14 protein-coding genes are annotated in these 15433 nt (G+C 68.8%); 10 read left to right on the top strand and 4 right to left on the bottom strand.

From position 1 onward, the window contains the following. Positions 1-37: 37 nt before the first annotated feature. Positions 38-1756 carry an aminodeoxychorismate synthase component I gene (gene pabB / locus GCU42_RS09430; protein WP_240309403.1) on the bottom strand — a complete coding sequence of 573 codons (1719 nt, stop codon included), beginning with the start codon at positions 1754-1756 and terminating at the stop codon, positions 38-40. A gap of 44 nt (positions 1757-1800) precedes the next feature. On the opposite strand from pabB, the gene GCU42_RS09425 reads away from it, so the two are divergent. Both GCU42_RS09425 and GCU42_RS09420 read left to right on the top strand, forming a co-directional pair. Continuing rightward, positions 1801-3060, top strand: a complete 1260-nt coding sequence (locus GCU42_RS09425) for a dipeptidase (RefSeq protein ID WP_114227273.1) — start codon at positions 1801-1803, stop codon at positions 3058-3060. 10 nt (positions 3061-3070) lie between these two features. Continuing rightward, positions 3071-5002: a prolyl oligopeptidase family serine peptidase gene (locus GCU42_RS09420; RefSeq protein WP_114227272.1), complete on the top strand. Its 1932-nt coding sequence runs from the start codon at positions 3071-3073 to the stop codon at positions 5000-5002. Positions 5003-5024: 22 nt separating this feature from the next. Here the strand turns inward: GCU42_RS09420 and GCU42_RS09415 are convergent, their stop codons facing one another. Next, entirely contained in the window at positions 5025-5816 is a 792-nt protein-coding gene (locus GCU42_RS09415) for a hypothetical protein (RefSeq protein WP_114227271.1), read from the bottom strand. A gap of 50 nt (positions 5817-5866) precedes the next feature. Between GCU42_RS09415 and GCU42_RS09410 the strand changes: the two genes are divergently transcribed. The 6 genes from GCU42_RS09410 to GCU42_RS09385 all read left to right on the top strand — a co-directional run bounded on the left by GCU42_RS09410 (position 5867) and on the right by GCU42_RS09385 (position 9723). Next, entirely contained in the window at positions 5867-6541 is a 675-nt protein-coding gene (locus tag GCU42_RS09410; RefSeq protein ID WP_114227270.1) for an MBL fold metallo-hydrolase, read from the top strand. Positions 6542-6671: 130 nt separating this feature from the next. Then, a complete protein-coding gene (gene rpmF / locus GCU42_RS09405) occupies positions 6672-6851 on the top strand; it encodes a 50S ribosomal protein L32 (protein ID WP_114227269.1) in 180 nt (59 codons plus the stop codon). A gap of 16 nt (positions 6852-6867) precedes the next feature. Then, a complete protein-coding gene (plsX, locus tag GCU42_RS09400) occupies positions 6868-7956 on the top strand; it encodes a phosphate acyltransferase PlsX (protein ID WP_114227268.1) in 1089 nt (362 codons plus the stop codon). Further along, positions 7953-8915, top strand: coding sequence for a beta-ketoacyl-ACP synthase III (locus tag GCU42_RS09395; protein ID WP_114227267.1), 963 nt, complete (start codon positions 7953-7955; stop codon positions 8913-8915). Before plsX ends, GCU42_RS09395 begins: the two co-directional genes overlap by 4 nt. Before the next feature lie 140 nt (positions 8916-9055). Then, a complete protein-coding gene (locus GCU42_RS09390) occupies positions 9056-9352 on the top strand; it encodes an integration host factor subunit alpha (protein WP_114227266.1) in 297 nt (98 codons plus the stop codon). Positions 9353-9360: 8 nt separating this feature from the next. Next, on the top strand, positions 9361-9723 hold the full coding sequence (locus GCU42_RS09385; RefSeq protein ID WP_114227806.1) for a MerR family transcriptional regulator: 363 nt from the start codon (positions 9361-9363) through the stop codon (positions 9721-9723). On the opposite strand, the gene GCU42_RS09380 is transcribed toward GCU42_RS09385, so the two are convergent. After that, positions 9658-12381: an ATP-dependent DNA helicase gene (locus GCU42_RS09380; protein ID WP_114227265.1), complete on the bottom strand. Its 2724-nt coding sequence runs from the start codon at positions 12379-12381 to the stop codon at positions 9658-9660. The genes GCU42_RS09385 and GCU42_RS09380 overlap by 66 nt on opposite strands. A gap of 135 nt (positions 12382-12516) precedes the next feature. Here GCU42_RS09380 and GCU42_RS15550 point away from each other — a divergent pair, with 135 nt between their 5' ends. Next, the gene (locus GCU42_RS15550) at positions 12517-12651 is read left to right on the top strand and encodes a hypothetical protein (protein WP_275887909.1); all 135 of its coding nucleotides are present in this window, start codon (positions 12517-12519) and stop codon (positions 12649-12651) included. 47 nt (positions 12652-12698) lie between these two features. Beyond that, positions 12699-14285: a lysine--tRNA ligase gene (locus GCU42_RS09375; protein WP_114227264.1), complete on the top strand. Its 1587-nt coding sequence runs from the start codon at positions 12699-12701 to the stop codon at positions 14283-14285. Here the strand turns inward: GCU42_RS09375 and GCU42_RS09370 are convergent. Continuing rightward, complete coding sequence (locus tag GCU42_RS09370; RefSeq protein WP_114227263.1) at positions 14282-15418, bottom strand: S41 family peptidase; 1137 nt, start codon at positions 15416-15418, stop codon at positions 14282-14284. The two genes, GCU42_RS09375 and GCU42_RS09370, sit on opposite strands and share 4 nt — an antisense overlap. Positions 15419-15433 lie beyond the last annotated feature (15 nt).

The following is a 15433-nucleotide window of genomic DNA, read 5'->3' as shown; positions in this document are numbered from 1 at the left end:
GACTGCCACCTCCCCATGCCGTCGCACGGGGAGGATCTTAAGCCAATCGAGCCGCGATCAGCCCGCGGACCATGTTGCCGATGTGAAAGCCGCCCGCCAGATCGTCGGGGGTCAAATCCGCCTCGACCGCGCGGCCCTCGTCGAGCAGCTTGGCACGGAGCACGCCGGGCATCAGCCCGCGGCTGGCGGGCGGGGTGAGCAGCTGGCCGTCGCGTTCGACGAACAGGTTGGTGAAGCTGCCCTCGGTGAGCTTGCCGTCGGGGTCGACGAACAAAGTCTCGAACGCGCCGCCTTCGGCCTGCGCCCGGTCGTAGAAGCTTCGGTCGGTGGTCTTGTGGCTGAGACGGAAATCACTTGCCGGAACAGGCAGGGGGCGAAGCGCGACCGTCACCGGGGGCCGCGCGGCCGGGGGCAGGTTGCGCAGCTCCACCGCCATCGTCCCGGTCGGTGAGAGTAGCAGCCGGGCGACACCCGGCAGTTTGCGGCTGAAGGTCGCTGCCTGAAGCTCGTTGCGGGCAGCGTGGCGGTCGTAACTGAAACCCAAAGCCCGCGCCGAGGCGCCGAGCCGGTCGAGATGGCGATCGAGCTCAAGCACGCCCTCGCGCGGATCGAAACGCATCGTTTCGATGAGGTCGACGGTCGGTTGCTGGGCAGTCACGAAGGCTCCCTTGGCCAGGCACTCGGCCCACTCATCGCTCGCTTGCGAGTCGACCACAAGCCCGGAGCCGAGCCCGATCCGCGCAGCCTCTTCCCCTTCGCGGGTCGCCAGCGTGCGGATGAGGACGTTGAAGCTGGCATTGCCGTTGGGGTCGATCCACCCCATCGAGCCGGTATAGGCGCCCCGCGGTTCCGGCTCGAGCCGGCGGAGCGCCAGCATGGCGGCGACCTTGGGCGCGCCGGTCACCGAGCCGCAGGGAAAGATGGTCCGGATCACGTCCACCGCGTCGAGCCCCGGGCGGAGGCGGGCGGTCACCCGGCTGACCATCTGCCGCAGCGTCGGATAGGTCTCGACCGCGAACAACTCGGGCACCGCGACGCTGCCCGGCTCGGCGACCCGGGCAAGGTCGTTGCGGATGAGGTCGACGATCATCAGATTTTCGGCGCGATTCTTGGGATCGTCGGTCAGCGCCGCGGGCGGGGCGGAAAGCGGCGCGGTACCCTTCATCGGGCGGGCCTCAATCATCCCATCGCGTAGCGTGAAGAATTGCTCGGGGCTGCACGACAGCAACCAGCCGTCGTCGTGGCGGACCACGCCGCCCCAGCCGGCCCCGCTCGCCTGTCGCAGCCGGGCGTAGAGTGCGAGCGGATCGCCGGCGAAGCGAACATCGCAGCCGAAGGTCAAATTGGCCTGATAGAAATCGCCGGCGAACAGGTGGTCGCGGACGTCTGCAGCGGTCGCGAGATAATCGGCGCGGGCCAGGCGCGGGACCGGCGCGCTCGCCCTCGCGCCGGCTGGGTCGGGCAGGAAGTCGGCGGCGTCGACCGTTTCATAATCGTCGAACAGCCCGAACCATAGCAGCGGCCCGTCTCCCTGCCGCGCGGCCGGCGCGAGCGCGGGGTCGAGCGCGATCCCAGCCTCGTAAGCCAGAAAACCCGCCGCATGCGCGCCGCCGCGCACCGCTGTCTGCAACTCGCCCAGCGCGTCGGCGACCTCCGTCAGTCGGTGGGCGACGATGATCCGCGTTGGCGCGCGGTAGAGCCGGGCGGGGGGCGCCCCGGCGCGGGCATCGTCGAACAGCAGGAAGGGCTCGGTCACCGCCGCGCGTTTGACCGTTCGTTGCGAGTCCGTAAAGTCGCGTCATGCGCACCCTCCTCGCCCTCGCCGCTGCGGCGCTCGCCGCCACGCCCGCCGTCGCCCAGCCGATCGCGCCCGCGGTCGCCAAGCGGATCGACCGCATCCTCCGCCAGACCCCGCTGATCGACGGGCACAACGACCTGCCCGAGCAATTGCGGGAGAATTACAAGCTTGATGTGAGCGGGCTCGCCAGCGGCACCGACACCCGCGCCCACCCGCTGATGACCGACATGGCGCGGCTTCGCGCCGGGAGGGTCGGGGGCGTCTTCTGGTCGGTCTATATCGACGGGTCGATCACGGGCAATCAAGCGATCCACGACACGATCGAGCAGATCGACACCGTCCATCGGCTGGTCGCGGCCTATCCCAACGACCTCGCATTCGCGCGCACCGCCGACGACGTCGTCCGCATCCATCGCCAGGGTAAGATCGCCTCGCTGATCGGGATCGAGGGCGGACGCCAGATCGGCGGCAGCCTCGCCGCGCTCAGGCTCTTCTACGACGCCGGCGCGCGCTACATGACGCTGACCCACAACCAGACCACCGAATGGGCCGACAGCGCCACCGACGAGCCCAGGTGGCACGGCCTCTCACCCTTCGGTCTCCAAGTCATCGGCGAGATGAACCGCCTCGGCATGCTGGTCGATCTGAGCCACGTCTCGGCCGAGACGATGAAGGCGGCGATTGCTGCGTCGAAGGCGCCGGTGATCTTCTCCCACTCGTCGGCGCGCGCGCTCAACACTCACCCGCGCAATGTCACCGACGATGTGCTTCGGCTGTTGCCTGCCAACGGCGGGGTGGTGATGGTCAACTGGGTGCCGCCCTTCATCAACCAGCGCGTGCTCGAGTGGCAGGCCGACGAGGAGGCCGCGACCGCGCGGCTAAAACAACTGAACAAGGGAAATCAGGCGGCGGTCGACGCGGGCGTCAAGGCGTGGGAATCCGCCCATCCGCGCCCGGCGACGACGGTCGCCATCATCGCCGACCACATCGACCATGTCGCCCGCGTCGCCGGGCACGATCATGTCGGGATCGGCGCCGACCTCGACGGCATTCCCTACACGCCCGACGGCATGACCGGGGTCGACGCCTATCCGCTGCTGTTCGCCGAACTGATCCGCCGCGGGTGGAGCGACACCGACCTCGCCAAGCTCGCCGGCGGGAACGTGCTCCGCGCGCTGCGCGGAGCCGAAGAAACTGCGCGCCGGCTCAAGGATCAGCCACCGGCAATGGCGACGCTTGAGGCCGCGCCCACCGCCCCCTAAGCTCGGCGCCATGCGCACTCCCATCCTCGCGGCGCTGCTTGCCGCCTCCTCGCTCGGCACGCCCGCTGCCGCCCAGTCCGCCGCGGTCGCGGCCAAGCCGGCGGCGCTCACCGCGAGCGGCCTTCCCGCCGTCCCCGCCGAGTTGGCGGCGCGGACCCGGCCGTACATGGAAACGCGGAGCGCCACCTTCGCCGGCTGGGACAATCGCACCCATGCGATGCTCATCCGCACCCGCTTCGGCAACACGCCCCAGCTTCACCGCGTCGCCGCGCCGCTGATGGATCGCGAGCAAATCACGTTCGAGGGCGAGCCGGTCAGCGGGGCCATCGCGCCAACCGGCGACGTGATCGCCATCCAGAAGGACAATGGCGGTGACGAATTCTTCCAGGCCTATCGCCTCGACCGCGGCCGGCTCGTCCTGCTGAGCGACGGCAAGAGCCGCAACGAACTCAATCGCTGGAGCATGGACGGGCGGCTGCTCGGCTACAGCTCGACCCGCCGCAATGGCACCGACAGCGATCTCTATGTGGTCGACCCGCGCAATCCTGCCAGCGGGCGTATGGTCGCTCAGGTCCAGGGTGGCGGCTGGGCGATCCAGGACTTCGCTCCGGGCAACCGCACCGCCGCGGTCCTCAACACCAAGTCCGTCACCAATGCTGATCCTTATCTGCTCGACCTCGCCAGCGGGAAGCTGAGCCCGATCGGCGATGTGTCGCGCGAGGTCGCTTACAGCGACCTCACCTACGCCCCCGACGGCCGGCTCTACGCCCTGTCCGACGAGGGCTCGGACGTCGCCCGGCTCGGCCGGCTCGATCCGGCGACCGGTCGATTCACGCCGCTGGCCGGCGGCGGCCGCTGGGACATTGAGAATTTCGACCTGAGCAAGGACGGCCGCACCGCCGCTTACCTGACCAACGAGGCTGGCATCAGCCGGCTCTACCTGCTCGACCTCGCCACCGGGCGCAGCCGCCGCGTCGTCAAGCTGCCCGTCGGCGTCGCCGGCGGCGTGCGCTGGTCGGCGTGGGGCGAGCTCGGCTTCACCCTCAGTTCGGCCAAGGGGCCCGCCGACGCCTGGTCCTACAATCCGCGCACCGACAAGCTGACCCGCTGGACCCGCAGCGAGACGGGCGGGCTCGACTTCTCGGGCAATCGCGACCCCGAGCTGGTCGAGGTCGCCAGCTTCGATGGCGAGCGCGTGTCGGGCTTCCTCTATCGCCCCGACCCGGCCAAATTCCCCGGCCGTCGCCCGGTCATCGTCGACATCCACGGCGGGCCGGAGGGGCAGGAGCGACCCGGCTTCATGGGCCGCGACAACTATCTCATCAACGAACTCGGCATCGCCATCTTCCTGCCCAACGTCCGCGGCTCGACCGGCTACGGCAAGCGCTTCGTCAGCCTCGACAACGGCCCCTTCAAGCGCGAGGACAGCGTCAAGGACATCGGCGCCTTCCTGACCCGTCTCAAGGCCGATCCGGCGATCGATCCGCAGCGGATGGCGGTCACTGGCGGGTCCTACGGCGGCTACATGTGCTACGCCTCGGCGATCCGCTACGCCGACACGTTCAAGGGCGCGCTGTGCAACGTCGCCATCTCGAACTTCGTCACCTTCCTCCAGAACACGCAAAGCTATCGCCGTGACCTGCGCCGCGTCGAATATGGCGACGAGCGAGTGCCGGCCCAGCGCGCCAAGCTCGAGGAGATCAGCCCGCTCCGCCGGATCGGCGAGATCCGCTCGCCGATGTTCGTCGTCGCCGGCGCCAACGATCCGCGTGTGCCCAAGTCCGAGGCCGACCAGATCGTCGCGGGCCTTCGCAAGCGCGGCGTCGAGACCTGGTATCTCGTCGGCGAGAACGAGGGCCACGGCTTCGGCAAGAAGGAGAACCAGGACTATCTGTTCTGGACGACCCTCATGTTCTGGCAAAAGGAATTGCTGGGCCGCTGACCGGTGTGAGCGGCCGCCCGCCTCAGGCGAAGGCGGTGAGGTCGATCGCGGCCATCGCCGCCGGCAGGTCGGGGAAGGCGTGGCGCAGGTGGCGGTCGGCCTTGCGCAGGTCGGACCGCAAATAGGATTTGAGGTGGGATCCCGCGCTCGCCATCGGGTCCCGCCCCACCAACCGCTCGTTGATTGCCAGCGCGGTCACGCGGGCCCGTTCGCTGAGGTAGCCGGTACGTTGGCTTTGCCAGCCCTGCCGGTCGTGGGCCGTGTAAGCGCTGAAATTCTTGGCGACATTGGCAAGGAGGACGCCGAAACCCATCCGGACGGCAAGCAGGTCGGTGGCCAGTTCCTCAAGCTCGGCTCCCCCCGGCGGCAACGTCGCGAAGCTGTGCATCCGATAATGGGCGAGTTCGTGGGCGAAGGTGGCGACCAGCAGGGCTGGGTCGTCGAGGAGCTCGGGCCGATAACTGATCCGCGGGTCGTTGCGACCGCGCAGTTGCTGGTAGGTGCCCAGCGCGCCGTTGCTAGTTTCCATCACCCCGATGGCCTCGACCCGGCTCGCGCGACTGTCTGGCAGCGCGACCAGTTCGCACGGCCAATCAGCCATCCCACACTGCCGTTGGACGAGCGCGAAGATCTCTGCCGCGAGTGCGTGTCCCCGGCTGGACATCGCCGGATAATATTCCGCCGTGGGCAGGAAAAGCGGGCGATCGCCGGCCGAGCCCAGCGCGGGATCCTCCTCGTCGATCCACCGCAAGGTTGCGAGCAGCCAATCCAGCTCGTCCGCATCAACCACGGCCTTGGGTGTGAACCAGCCCATCGCTCCTCCTTGCGCTTGCCTCGCGCACAGCTTGGTTTCACAGCAAGGAGATGTCCACTTCGGCCCCCACGCCGCCGCTCCGCGCCGCGATCATTCCGGTTACCCCGCTGCAGCAGAATTGCACCTTGCTGTGGTGCACCGCGACCAACCAGGCGGCGATCGTCGATCCCGGCGGCGACCTGCCCAAGATCAGGGATGCGATCCGCCAGACCGGGGTGACGCCGCAGAAGGTCCTGCTGACCCACGGCCACATCGACCATTGCGGCCAAGCCGGGATGCTGGCGGCCGAACTCGGCATCCCGATCGAAGGGCCGGAGGAGCAGGACCGCTTCTGGATCGCCCGGCTCGAGGAGGATGGCCGCAATTACGGGATCGAGGCCAAGTCGTTCGAGCCCGATCGCTGGCTCAAGGGCGGTGACACGGTCACGGTCGGCGACCTCACGCTCCAGGTTCACTACACCCCCGGCCACACCCCGGGCCATGTCGTCTTCCATCATCCGGAATCGAAGCTGGCGATCGTCGGCGACGTGCTGTTCGCGGGGTCGGTCGGGCGGACCGACTTTCCGCTGAGCAATACCCAGGACCTGCTCGATTCGGTCGTCCGCGAGCTGTGGCCGATGGGCGATGAAACCGTCTTCCTCCCCGGCCACGGCCCAGCTTCGACCTTCGGGCGCGAGCGGGCGAGCAACCCGTTTGTCGGCGACCAGGTGCTCGAGCGGGCCTAGCGGGTTGCGTCGGCAGCCTTTTCCGCTATAGGCCCACTCGTTCGCGACGACCGTTCGCCGCCGTGGGCTCCTTGCCCGCCGGAAGGTGACGTTCGTCGCATTCTTTTTTGACATTGAGACAGGTGCCGCAATGGCCGTTCCGAAGAGAAAGACCTCGCCCTCGAAGCGCAACATGCGCCGCAGCCATCATGCGCTGAGCCCGGTCGGGTTCCAGGAGTGCCCGAACTGCGGTGAGCTCAAGCTGCCGCATAACCTCTGCAGCGCGTGCGGGCATTACAACGGCCGCGAGATCGTCGCGACCGAAGTTTAAGCGCGAGAGGGTCGACATGGCCCGCGCTCCGCACCAGCCCGCTGATTTCGCCTCGCCGCGAATCGCGATCGACGCGATGGGTGGCGATTCTGGTCCGGCCGCGATGGTCGGCGGGGTCGCGCGCGCGCTCAAGTCCGATCGCTCGCTGCGCTTCCTCGTCGTCGGCGATGAAGCGCTGATCGCGGCCGAGCTCGCCAAGTATAATTTCGCCGCCGGTGCGGTCGAAGTGCTCCATGCCTCCGACGCGATAGAGGGCTCCGAAAAGCCCAGCCAGGCCCTGCGCCGCGCCCGTACCACTTCGATGGGGATGGCGATCGCGGCGGTGAAGGACGGTCGTGCCCAGGCCGCACTGTCGGCCGGCAACACGGGCGCGCTGATGGCGATCGCCAAACTCGCGCTCCGCACCATGCCGGGGATCGACCGGCCCGCGCTGACTGCGCTGCTGCCCTCGCTCGGTGAGCATGATTGCGTGATGCTCGACCTCGGCGCCAATACCGAGTGCGATGCCCAGAACCTCGTCCAGTTCGCGGTGATGGGGGCGGCCTTTGCCCGCACCGCGCTCGGGCTCGCCAAGCCGCGGGTCAAGTTGCTCAACATCGGCACCGAGGAATTGAAGGGCACCGGCGAGCTCAAGGAAGCCGCCGCGCTGCTGCGCGAGGCGAGCTACCTGCCGCTGAAATTCGACGGCTTCACCGAAGGCGACCAACTGTCGCGGGGCACGGTCGACGTGGTCGTCACTGACGGCTTCTCGGGCAACATCGCCTTGAAGACCGCCGAGGGCACCGCGCGCTTCGTCACCGACCTATTGCGCCGCGCCTTCACTTCGTCGCTGCGTTCGAAGGCGGGGTTCGCGCTGAGCAAGCCGGCGCTGCACATGCTGCGGGTGCATCTCGACCCCAATAATCACAATGGCGCGGTCTTCCTCGGCCTCAATGGGCTGGTGGTTAAGAGCCACGGCAGCGCGACTCCCAAGGGCGTCTGCAATGCGATCAACGTCACCGCGCGGATGGTGCGTAACGACATCACCCGGCAGGTCGCCGACGATCTCGACAATTTCCGCGCGCATGCCTTCAGTGCCGAGCAGGCGGGAACGGAGCCCAAGTGAGCGTCAAAGCCGTGATCCGCGGGGTCGGCGCGGCGCTGCCCAAGCGGCGGGTCGACAATGCCGAACTGGCGCAAATGGTCGACACCACCGACGAATGGATCGTCGAACGTACCGGCATCCGCTCGCGCTACATCGCAGGTGAGGGCGAGACGACGGGAACGCTGGCGGCGGACGCCTGTCGCCAAGCGCTCGAACGTGCCGGCATCGCGGCGGCCGACATCGACCTCATCGTCCTCGCCACCGCGACCCCCGACCAGACCTTTCCGTCGACGGCGACCAAGGTGCAGGCAATGCTCGGCATTTCCGACGCCATCGCCTTCGACGTCCAGGCGGTGTGCAGCGGCTTTCTTTACGCGGTGTCGGTCGCCGATTCGATGATCCGCGGCGGCGGCGCCAAGCGCGCTTTGGTGATCGGCGCCGAAACCTTCTCCCGTATCCTCGACTGGGAAGACCGCACCACCTGCGTCCTGTTCGGTGACGGCGCGGGAGCGATCGTGCTCGAGGCCGAAGAAGGCGGGAACCGCGGGATTCTCGCGACCCGGCTTCATGCCGATGGCCGCCACAACGAAATGCTTTATGTCGACGGCGGGCCGTCGACCACCGGCACCGTCGGCAAGCTCAGGATGAAGGGCCGCGAGGTCTTCCGCCATGCGGTGGTCAATCTCGCCGACGTCCTTGGCGAAGTGCTCGAGGCGGCAGGCTTGAGCGTTGCCGATGTCGACTGGGTCGTTCCGCACCAGGCCAACGCCCGGATCATCGACGCCACCGCGCGCAAGCTTGGCCTCGGCGCCGAGCGAGTGGTCATGACGGTTGACCGCCACGCCAACACGTCCGCGGCTTCGGTTCCCCTGGCGCTCGAGGTTGCGGTGCAGGATGGCCGAATCAAGCCGGGCGATCTGGTCGTCCTGGAAGCGATGGGCGGTGGCTTTACGTGGGGCGCTGCCGCACTTCGCTTTTGATTTCGTTCGTTAAACATGCTCTTAGGTCGAATTGCCGACACGGTTCGTTTGCGCTAGCGTAACGAAACGTCGACACGCGAGAAGGGGCGGAGTGAAAGGCGATGGCAGACGCTGGAGTGGCCCGGAGGCCGGCTCAGGATATGCATGGTGGGACGCTGACGCGCGCCGACCTCAGTGACATCGTGCATCGCAAGCTGGGACTCAGCCGCGCCGAATCGGCGAGCATGGTCGAGCGCCTGCTCCACCATATGTGCGCGTCGCTGTCGCATGGCGAAAACGTCAAGATTTCGGGCTTCGGCAGCTTCATCCTGCGCGACAAGGGCCAGCGGGTCGGGCGCAACCCCAAGACCGGCGTCGAGGTGCCGATCGCGCCGCGCCGGGTTATGACCTTCCGCGCCAGCCAGTTGATGCGCGACCGGATCGCGCGCCGCAGCTAGGCCGCTTGGTGGCGGGACCCAAGGCCGACGGCGCCTTTCGCACCATCGGTGAACTCGCCACCGAGCTGGGCGTCGCCCAGCACATCCTGCGCTACTGGGAAACCAAGTTCCCGCTGAAGCCGCTGCAACGCGCCGGCAACCGTCGTTACTATCGGCCTGCCGACGTCGCTCTCGCGCGGCGGATCAACGAACTGCTCAATCGTGACGGTTACACTGTGCGGGGTGTTCAGAAGCTGCTTCGCGAAGGACGGCTCGACGGCAGCGGCGAGGCGACCGCTTCGCCCGAACTGGTCGCAGAGCAGCCCTCAGGCGTCCGCGCCGTCGACCTGCGCGCCTTGCGCGAGCGGCTGGTCCGCGCGCTCGAGCGCTGAGCGCCGCGCCACCCGCGCCACCGCCTGGTCGAGCGACAGCCGGCTGACCGTCACGCCCGGCGGAAAGGCGGTCAGCAGCCGTGACGGGCAGGCGGCCGACAGGATCACGAAGGTTCCGCGGTCGCCCTCGCGCCGGATCAAGCGCCCGAACGCCTGCGCCAGCCGCGCCTTCACCACCCGGTCGTCATAGGCGCTGCCGCCCCCCGCCAGCTTGCGCGCGGCGTGGAGCACGGTCGGTCGCGGCCATGGAATCCGCTCCATCACCACCAGTCGCAGCGATTCGCCGGGCACGTCGACCCCGTCGCGCAGCGCGTCGGTGCCGAGCAGGCTCGCGCGCGGGTCGTCGCGGAAGATATCGACCAGCGTGCCGGTGTCGATCGGATCGACATGCTGGGCGAGCAGCGGCAGTCCCTCGCGCGCCAACCGGTCGGCAATCCGCGCATGGACCGCCTTCAGGCGCTGGATGGCGGTGAACAGCCCGAGCGTCCCGCCCCCGCTCGCTTCGATCAGCCGGGTATAAGCACCGGCCAGTGCGGGGAGGTCGCCCTGACGGATGTCGGTGACCACGATCACTTCGGAATTGGCGGCATAGTCGAACGGGCTCGACGCGGCGAAGCGCTCGGCCGGGCCGGGCAGGTGTAGCGCGCCGGTGCGGCCTTCCGCCGCCGCCCACTCCTCGCCGCCGCCACGCAGCGTCGCCGATGTCACCAGCACGCCCTGTGCACCCGCGAGCACCGTGCCGGCCAGCGGCCGGGTCGGGTCGAGCCAGCGGCGGTGCAGCCCCATGTCATATTCGCGCGCCTCGACCCGATCGAGCGCGAGCCAGTCGACGAAGTCGGGATCGGCCGGCCCGCCCACCCGGGCGAGCAATTGGGTCCACGCGCCCAGCGCCTGGCCGCGCCAGCTCAATCCCGCGATCGCCCCCTCGACCCTGGCGCGAGCGGCGGCATCGAGCCAGTCGGGCGCATCTTCGAGCACCGCCTCGAGCCGCCGGCCGAGCGCCGCCAGCGGACGGGCGAGCGCTTCGAGCGCCTCGAGCGCCTTGGCGGCGGCCTCGACCAGATCGCCGTCGGGCTCGGCCAGCTCGGTCTCCAGCCCATAGCCGGCGTCCTGCGCCTTAGCCCGCGCGAGCACCGTGCTGCGGACTTGGGAGAGCAGCGCCTCGAGCGGCCCGAACGGCGCACCCTCGGCGATCCGCCCAAGCCAGCCGTCGCTCGGCAGCAACCGCGCCGCATCGACCGCCGCGTCGAGCGCCTGTGCTCCCTGCTCATCGTAGGAGCAGACGTCGAGGAGGCGCGCGGCCAGCCCTCGCCGCCGCCCGCGCGAACTCTTTTCCGGTCCGACGATCCAGCGCCGCAGCTCGATCGCTTCCTGCCCGGTCAGCGCCACCGCGAAGGTCGAATCGGCGGCGTCGAACAAGTGATGGCCCTCGTCGAACACGATCCGCTCGGGCGGCCGGGCCAGTCGTCCGCGCGCCGCGGTGACCATCACCAACGCATGGTTGGCGATGACGAGGTCGGCGTCGCGGCTGGCGCGCTCGGCGCGTTCGATGAAGCAGCGGCGGTAGTGCGGGCATCCCGCGTAGACACATTCGCCGCGGCGGTCGGTCAGCGCCGTTGCGCCGGCGCGGCGGAACAGGCTCGGCAGCCAGCCGGGCAGGTCGCCGCCAACCATATCGCCGTCGCGGCTGTAGGCGGCCCAGCGCCCGACCAGTTGCGCCAATACAGCGGCCCTGCCCGAGAAGGCCCCCTGCAGCGCGTCCTCGAGGTTGAGCAGGCAGAGGTAATTCTCGCGCCCCTTGCGGATCACCACTTTCTGCCGCCGCTCGGACGGGTCGGGGAACAGCCGTTTGGTCTCGGCATCTAGCTGCCGCTGCAAAGCTTTGGTGAAGGTCGACACCCACACCGCGCCGCCCGCCTCGCCCGCCCACAGCGAGGCGGGGGCAAGATAGCCGAGCGTTTTGCCGATCCCGGTGCCCGCCTCGGCCAGCAGCAGATTGGGCGAATCGGGCCATTCGCGCGGGTTGAACGCGTGGGTCGCTGCGGCGGCGAAGGCGCGCTGCCCGGCGCGCTGCTCGGCGCCCGCACCGGTGATCTCCGCCAGCCGGTCCTCAGCCGCCGCCGGTGGAATCCGCAAGGTTCGCGGTGGCGGGCGCTCGGCCGCCTCTTCCCATTGCGGCAGCCGCGAGAACAGCATCCGTTCGCCCCGCTCGGGCCGCGCCAGTCGCTGGCCGACCAACGGAGCCCACGGCCAGCCGAGCCGGTGGAGCGTGGCGTTGACCGTCCATGCGCCCTCGCGCTCGGTCCAGGCCGGATCGGCGAGCCTGGCGAGCAATTCCTCGGCGATCTGCGGTAACAAGACAGCCGCAGCGGCATCGTCGGCGGGCGGCGCCAATCCCACCGCGCGGGCGAGCCCGGCGACCGTCGGCACCGCGAAGCGGGCGGGATGGAGAAAAGCGAACAGCTCGAGCAGGTCGAGCCCGCTGACCTCACCATAGCCGAGCCGCTGACCGACCAGCGGCGCGTTGAGGAGGATGTGGGGCGTTTCCGCCAACCGCGCGATCGCCTCGCCGCGGCTGATGGCACGGACGCCATCGGCTTGGACGAGCCAGATGCCGGCATGGGTGGCGTGAAGCGCGGGGAGGGCGGGCTTGAGCAAGCGCCGACTGTGGGGCGAGCGGAACGAAAGGGCAACAGCACAAGGCGGCGAACCGGTCGCCGCATTGCTGGTTTGTCATCTCGCAGTCGCGGTAAGTAATTGTGGCTGCAGCTCGTTTGCTGGTAGCGGCGGCCCATGTCCGACCGTCACCTGCAAGGCCTGGTTCTCCTCGCGCTGATCGTCGTGGCGGTCGTCGCCAGCGTGGCCTGGGCACTACGGCGCCGACGCCTCGCCCGCTCGCGCGGGCTGCGGGTCGACATCAGCCGCTAGCCCGCACGCCCTTGCCTTCGCAGGTGCGAAGGGGCAGTCGCGCCCACATGACCGACGACGCGCTCCGCCACGCCGCCATGACCTCCAAGACCTGGGTGTTCGAGGAAGCACGTAAGCTCCTCAAGCGCTGGCCCGAGGGCAAACCCGACGGATCGCCGATCGTGTTCGAGACGGGCTACGGCCCATCGGGCCTGCCGCACATCGGCACCTTCACCGAAGTGTTGCGGACGACCTGGGTGCGACGGGCCTTCGAGACGCTGACCGGCGGCACCGTGCCGACCAAGCTCATCGCCTTCAGCGACGACATGGACGGCCTGCGCAAGGTCCCCGACAACGTCCCCAATGGGGAGATGCTCAGCCAGCATCTCGGCCGCCCGCTGACCAAGGTGCCCGATCCATTCGGCCAAGCGGAGAGTTTCGCGCATCACAATAACGCGCTCTTGCGCTCGTTCCTCGACCGCTTCGGCTTCGATTATGAGTTCTTCAGCGCGACCGACTGCTATCGCGCGGGCCGGTTCGACCCGACGCTGCGCGAGGTGCTGCGTCGCTACGACGACATCCTCGCCATCATGCTGCCAACGCTGCGCGAGGAGCGGCGCCAGACCTATTCGCCGGTTCTCCCGGTCAGCCCGACGAGCGGCCGGGTGCTGCAGGTGCCGGTGCGGGTCGTCGACGCCGAGGCTGGAACGATCGCCTTCACCGACGAAGACGGCCAAGAGGTGACCCAGTCGGCGCTCGGCGGCCACGCCAAGCTCCAGTGGAAGGTCGACTGGGCGATGCGCTGGGTCGCGCTCGGCGTCGATTACGAGATGGCGGGCAAGGACCTGATCGACTCGACCATCCAGTCGGGCAGGATCGCCCGAGTCCTCGGCGGCCGCCCGCCCGAAGGCTTCAATTACGAGATGTTTCTCGACGAGAAGGGCGAGAAGATCTCCAAGTCCAAGGGCAATGGCCTCGGGCTCGACGACTGGCTCAAGTACGGCAGCGAGCGGTCCCTGGAATTCTACCTGTTCCGCGAGCCCAAGAAGGCCAAGAGCCTGCACCTCGGGCTCATTCCGCGCGCGGTCGACGAATATTGGCAGTTCCGCGGCAACTGGCCGGACCAGCCGGTCGAACAGCGGCTCGGCAACCCGGTCCACCACATCCACGCAGGCGACGTCCCGGCGCCTTACACGCTACCGCTCGGCTTCGGTCTGCTGCTCAACCTCACCAGCCTTCCGGGCGTGCAGGATAAGGAGACCGCCTGGCGCTTCGTCCGTCGCTACGCTCCCGACACCGCGCCCGAAACTCATCCCGAGCTCGACGAGCTGATCGGCTTGGCGGTCAATTATGCGCGCGACTTCGTCGTGCCCGGGCTGGCCCGGCGCAAGCCGGTCGGTGACGAAGTGGCGGCGCTCAAGGACCTCGACGCCCACCTCGCCGGACTGCCCGCCGACGCCACCGCCGAGGACATCCAGAATGCGGTGTTCGAGATCGGCAAGCGCTATCCGTTCGAGAGCCTGCGCCACTGGTTCCAGGCACTCTACGAGACGCTGCTCGGCTCGAGCCAGGGTCCGCGCATGGGCAGCTTCATCGCGCTCTACGGGGTCGACAACAGTCGCAAGCTGATCGCCGAGGCGCTTAGCCAGGCCTAGCGCGCGCGCAGCTTGTCCTTGTGGACTGGCTCGGCTGGCACCTCGCCCGCGTCGATTCGCGCGGCGTCGGCAGCGCTCAGCCCGCTGAGCTCGAGCGCCTTGACCAGGGCCTGCTTGGGATCGACCGCGAGGTCGGGCTCGATGCCGCTTCCCTCCCAATCGGCGCCAGTCTTGAGATCGCTGGTCCGCCCGACCGGCATCCACACCGCGAAATGGTCATTCAGCGGGCCCGGTCCGCCGAAGTGATTGGCCCCCGCAGTCGCCTCGCCGATCAGCGTCGCGCGGCCGGTCGACTTCATCGCCAGGCTGAAATGCTCGGCGGCACTGGCGGTGGCGTTGGAGGTCAGCAGATAGACCTTGGCCCGGCGCAGCGGCGTATCGGCGCCGGGAGTGGCGCTGTGAATCGCGCTCACCCGATCGGGCCCCTTGGTGAAGACGAGGCTCGGCGCTTCGCCGAATGGCGAGCCGAACTGGTCGAAGATGCTCCGCGCCATCTCCATCTTCACCAGCCCGGTCGGCTGGGCGAAGAGGTAGGGGAAGATGACGTCCATCTCCTTGAGCCCGCCGCCATGATGGTTGCGCAGGTCGAAGATCATCGTCTTGGCATTGCTGTGCTCGGCCATGAACTTGGTCACCGCCGCCACTTCCTCGTCCGTCCCCATGAAGGCGGTGAAGCGGATGTAGGCGATGTCAGGCGTGAGCCATTTCGCCGACTGGATCAGCGGCGGAAAGCCCTTCGGCGGGCCACCCCGGCCGCCCGGACCGTCGCCCTCCTTGGGCGCGAGCATGACATGGAGGTGCCCGTCCTTGTGGACTGCCTGGAGATCGTCGGTCAGCAGCGTCGCCAGCGACTGGCGGGTGCCGTGGTCGTAGCGTCCGGTCGCCGCCTTGGCGCGGAGCATCGCAGCATAGGCCTTGCCCTGTTCGGGAAGCACGAACTTCGACGCTAGCTCGCTCGCCAGCTTCTCGGCGACCCCGCGGCCCTCGCCGGCTTCGAGCGGGAGGGCGGCCTCGGCCGGCACGGCGGGCGTGGCGACCGGGGCAGGGGCTGCCGCCGGCGGTGCGGCCTGCGCGAGGGCCACGCTGGTGCCGAGCAAAAGCGTCGAACCCAGCAGAACGGAAGCGAACGACATCGGAAACCCCTCCAC

Source organism: Sphingomonas ginsengisoli An et al. 2013, assembly GCF_009363895.1.
Lineage (GTDB): Bacteria > Pseudomonadota > Alphaproteobacteria > Sphingomonadales > Sphingomonadaceae > Sphingomicrobium > Sphingomicrobium ginsengisoli.
This window is presented reverse-complemented; position numbering and strand designations above follow the sequence as displayed.

What these genes read in the sequence shown, in the direction of transcription:
- GCU42_RS09415 (WP_114227271.1), bottom strand. Translation starts at nt 5,816, where the DNA reads ATGGGCTGGTTCACACCCAAGGCCGTGGTTGATGCGGACGAGCTGGAT.
- GCU42_RS09420 (WP_114227272.1), top strand. Translation starts at nt 3,071, where the DNA reads ATGCGCACTCCCATCCTCGCGGCGCTGCTTGCCGCCTCCTCGCTCGGC.
- rpmF (WP_114227269.1), top strand. Translation starts at nt 6,672, where the DNA reads ATGGCCGTTCCGAAGAGAAAGACCTCGCCCTCGAAGCGCAACATGCGC.
- GCU42_RS09425 (WP_114227273.1), top strand. Translation starts at nt 1,801, where the DNA reads ATGCGCACCCTCCTCGCCCTCGCCGCTGCGGCGCTCGCCGCCACGCCC.
- GCU42_RS15550 (WP_275887909.1), top strand. Translation starts at nt 12,517, where the DNA reads ATGTCCGACCGTCACCTGCAAGGCCTGGTTCTCCTCGCGCTGATCGTC.
- GCU42_RS09410 (WP_114227270.1), top strand. Translation starts at nt 5,867, where the DNA reads ATGTCCACTTCGGCCCCCACGCCGCCGCTCCGCGCCGCGATCATTCCG.
- GCU42_RS09370 (WP_114227263.1), bottom strand. Translation starts at nt 15,418, where the DNA reads ATGTCGTTCGCTTCCGTTCTGCTGGGTTCGACGCTTTTGCTCGGCACC.
- GCU42_RS09375 (WP_114227264.1), top strand. Translation starts at nt 12,699, where the DNA reads ATGACCGACGACGCGCTCCGCCACGCCGCCATGACCTCCAAGACCTGG.
- GCU42_RS09390 (WP_114227266.1), top strand. Translation starts at nt 9,056, where the DNA reads ATGCATGGTGGGACGCTGACGCGCGCCGACCTCAGTGACATCGTGCAT.
- plsX (WP_114227268.1), top strand. Translation starts at nt 6,868, where the DNA reads ATGGCCCGCGCTCCGCACCAGCCCGCTGATTTCGCCTCGCCGCGAATC.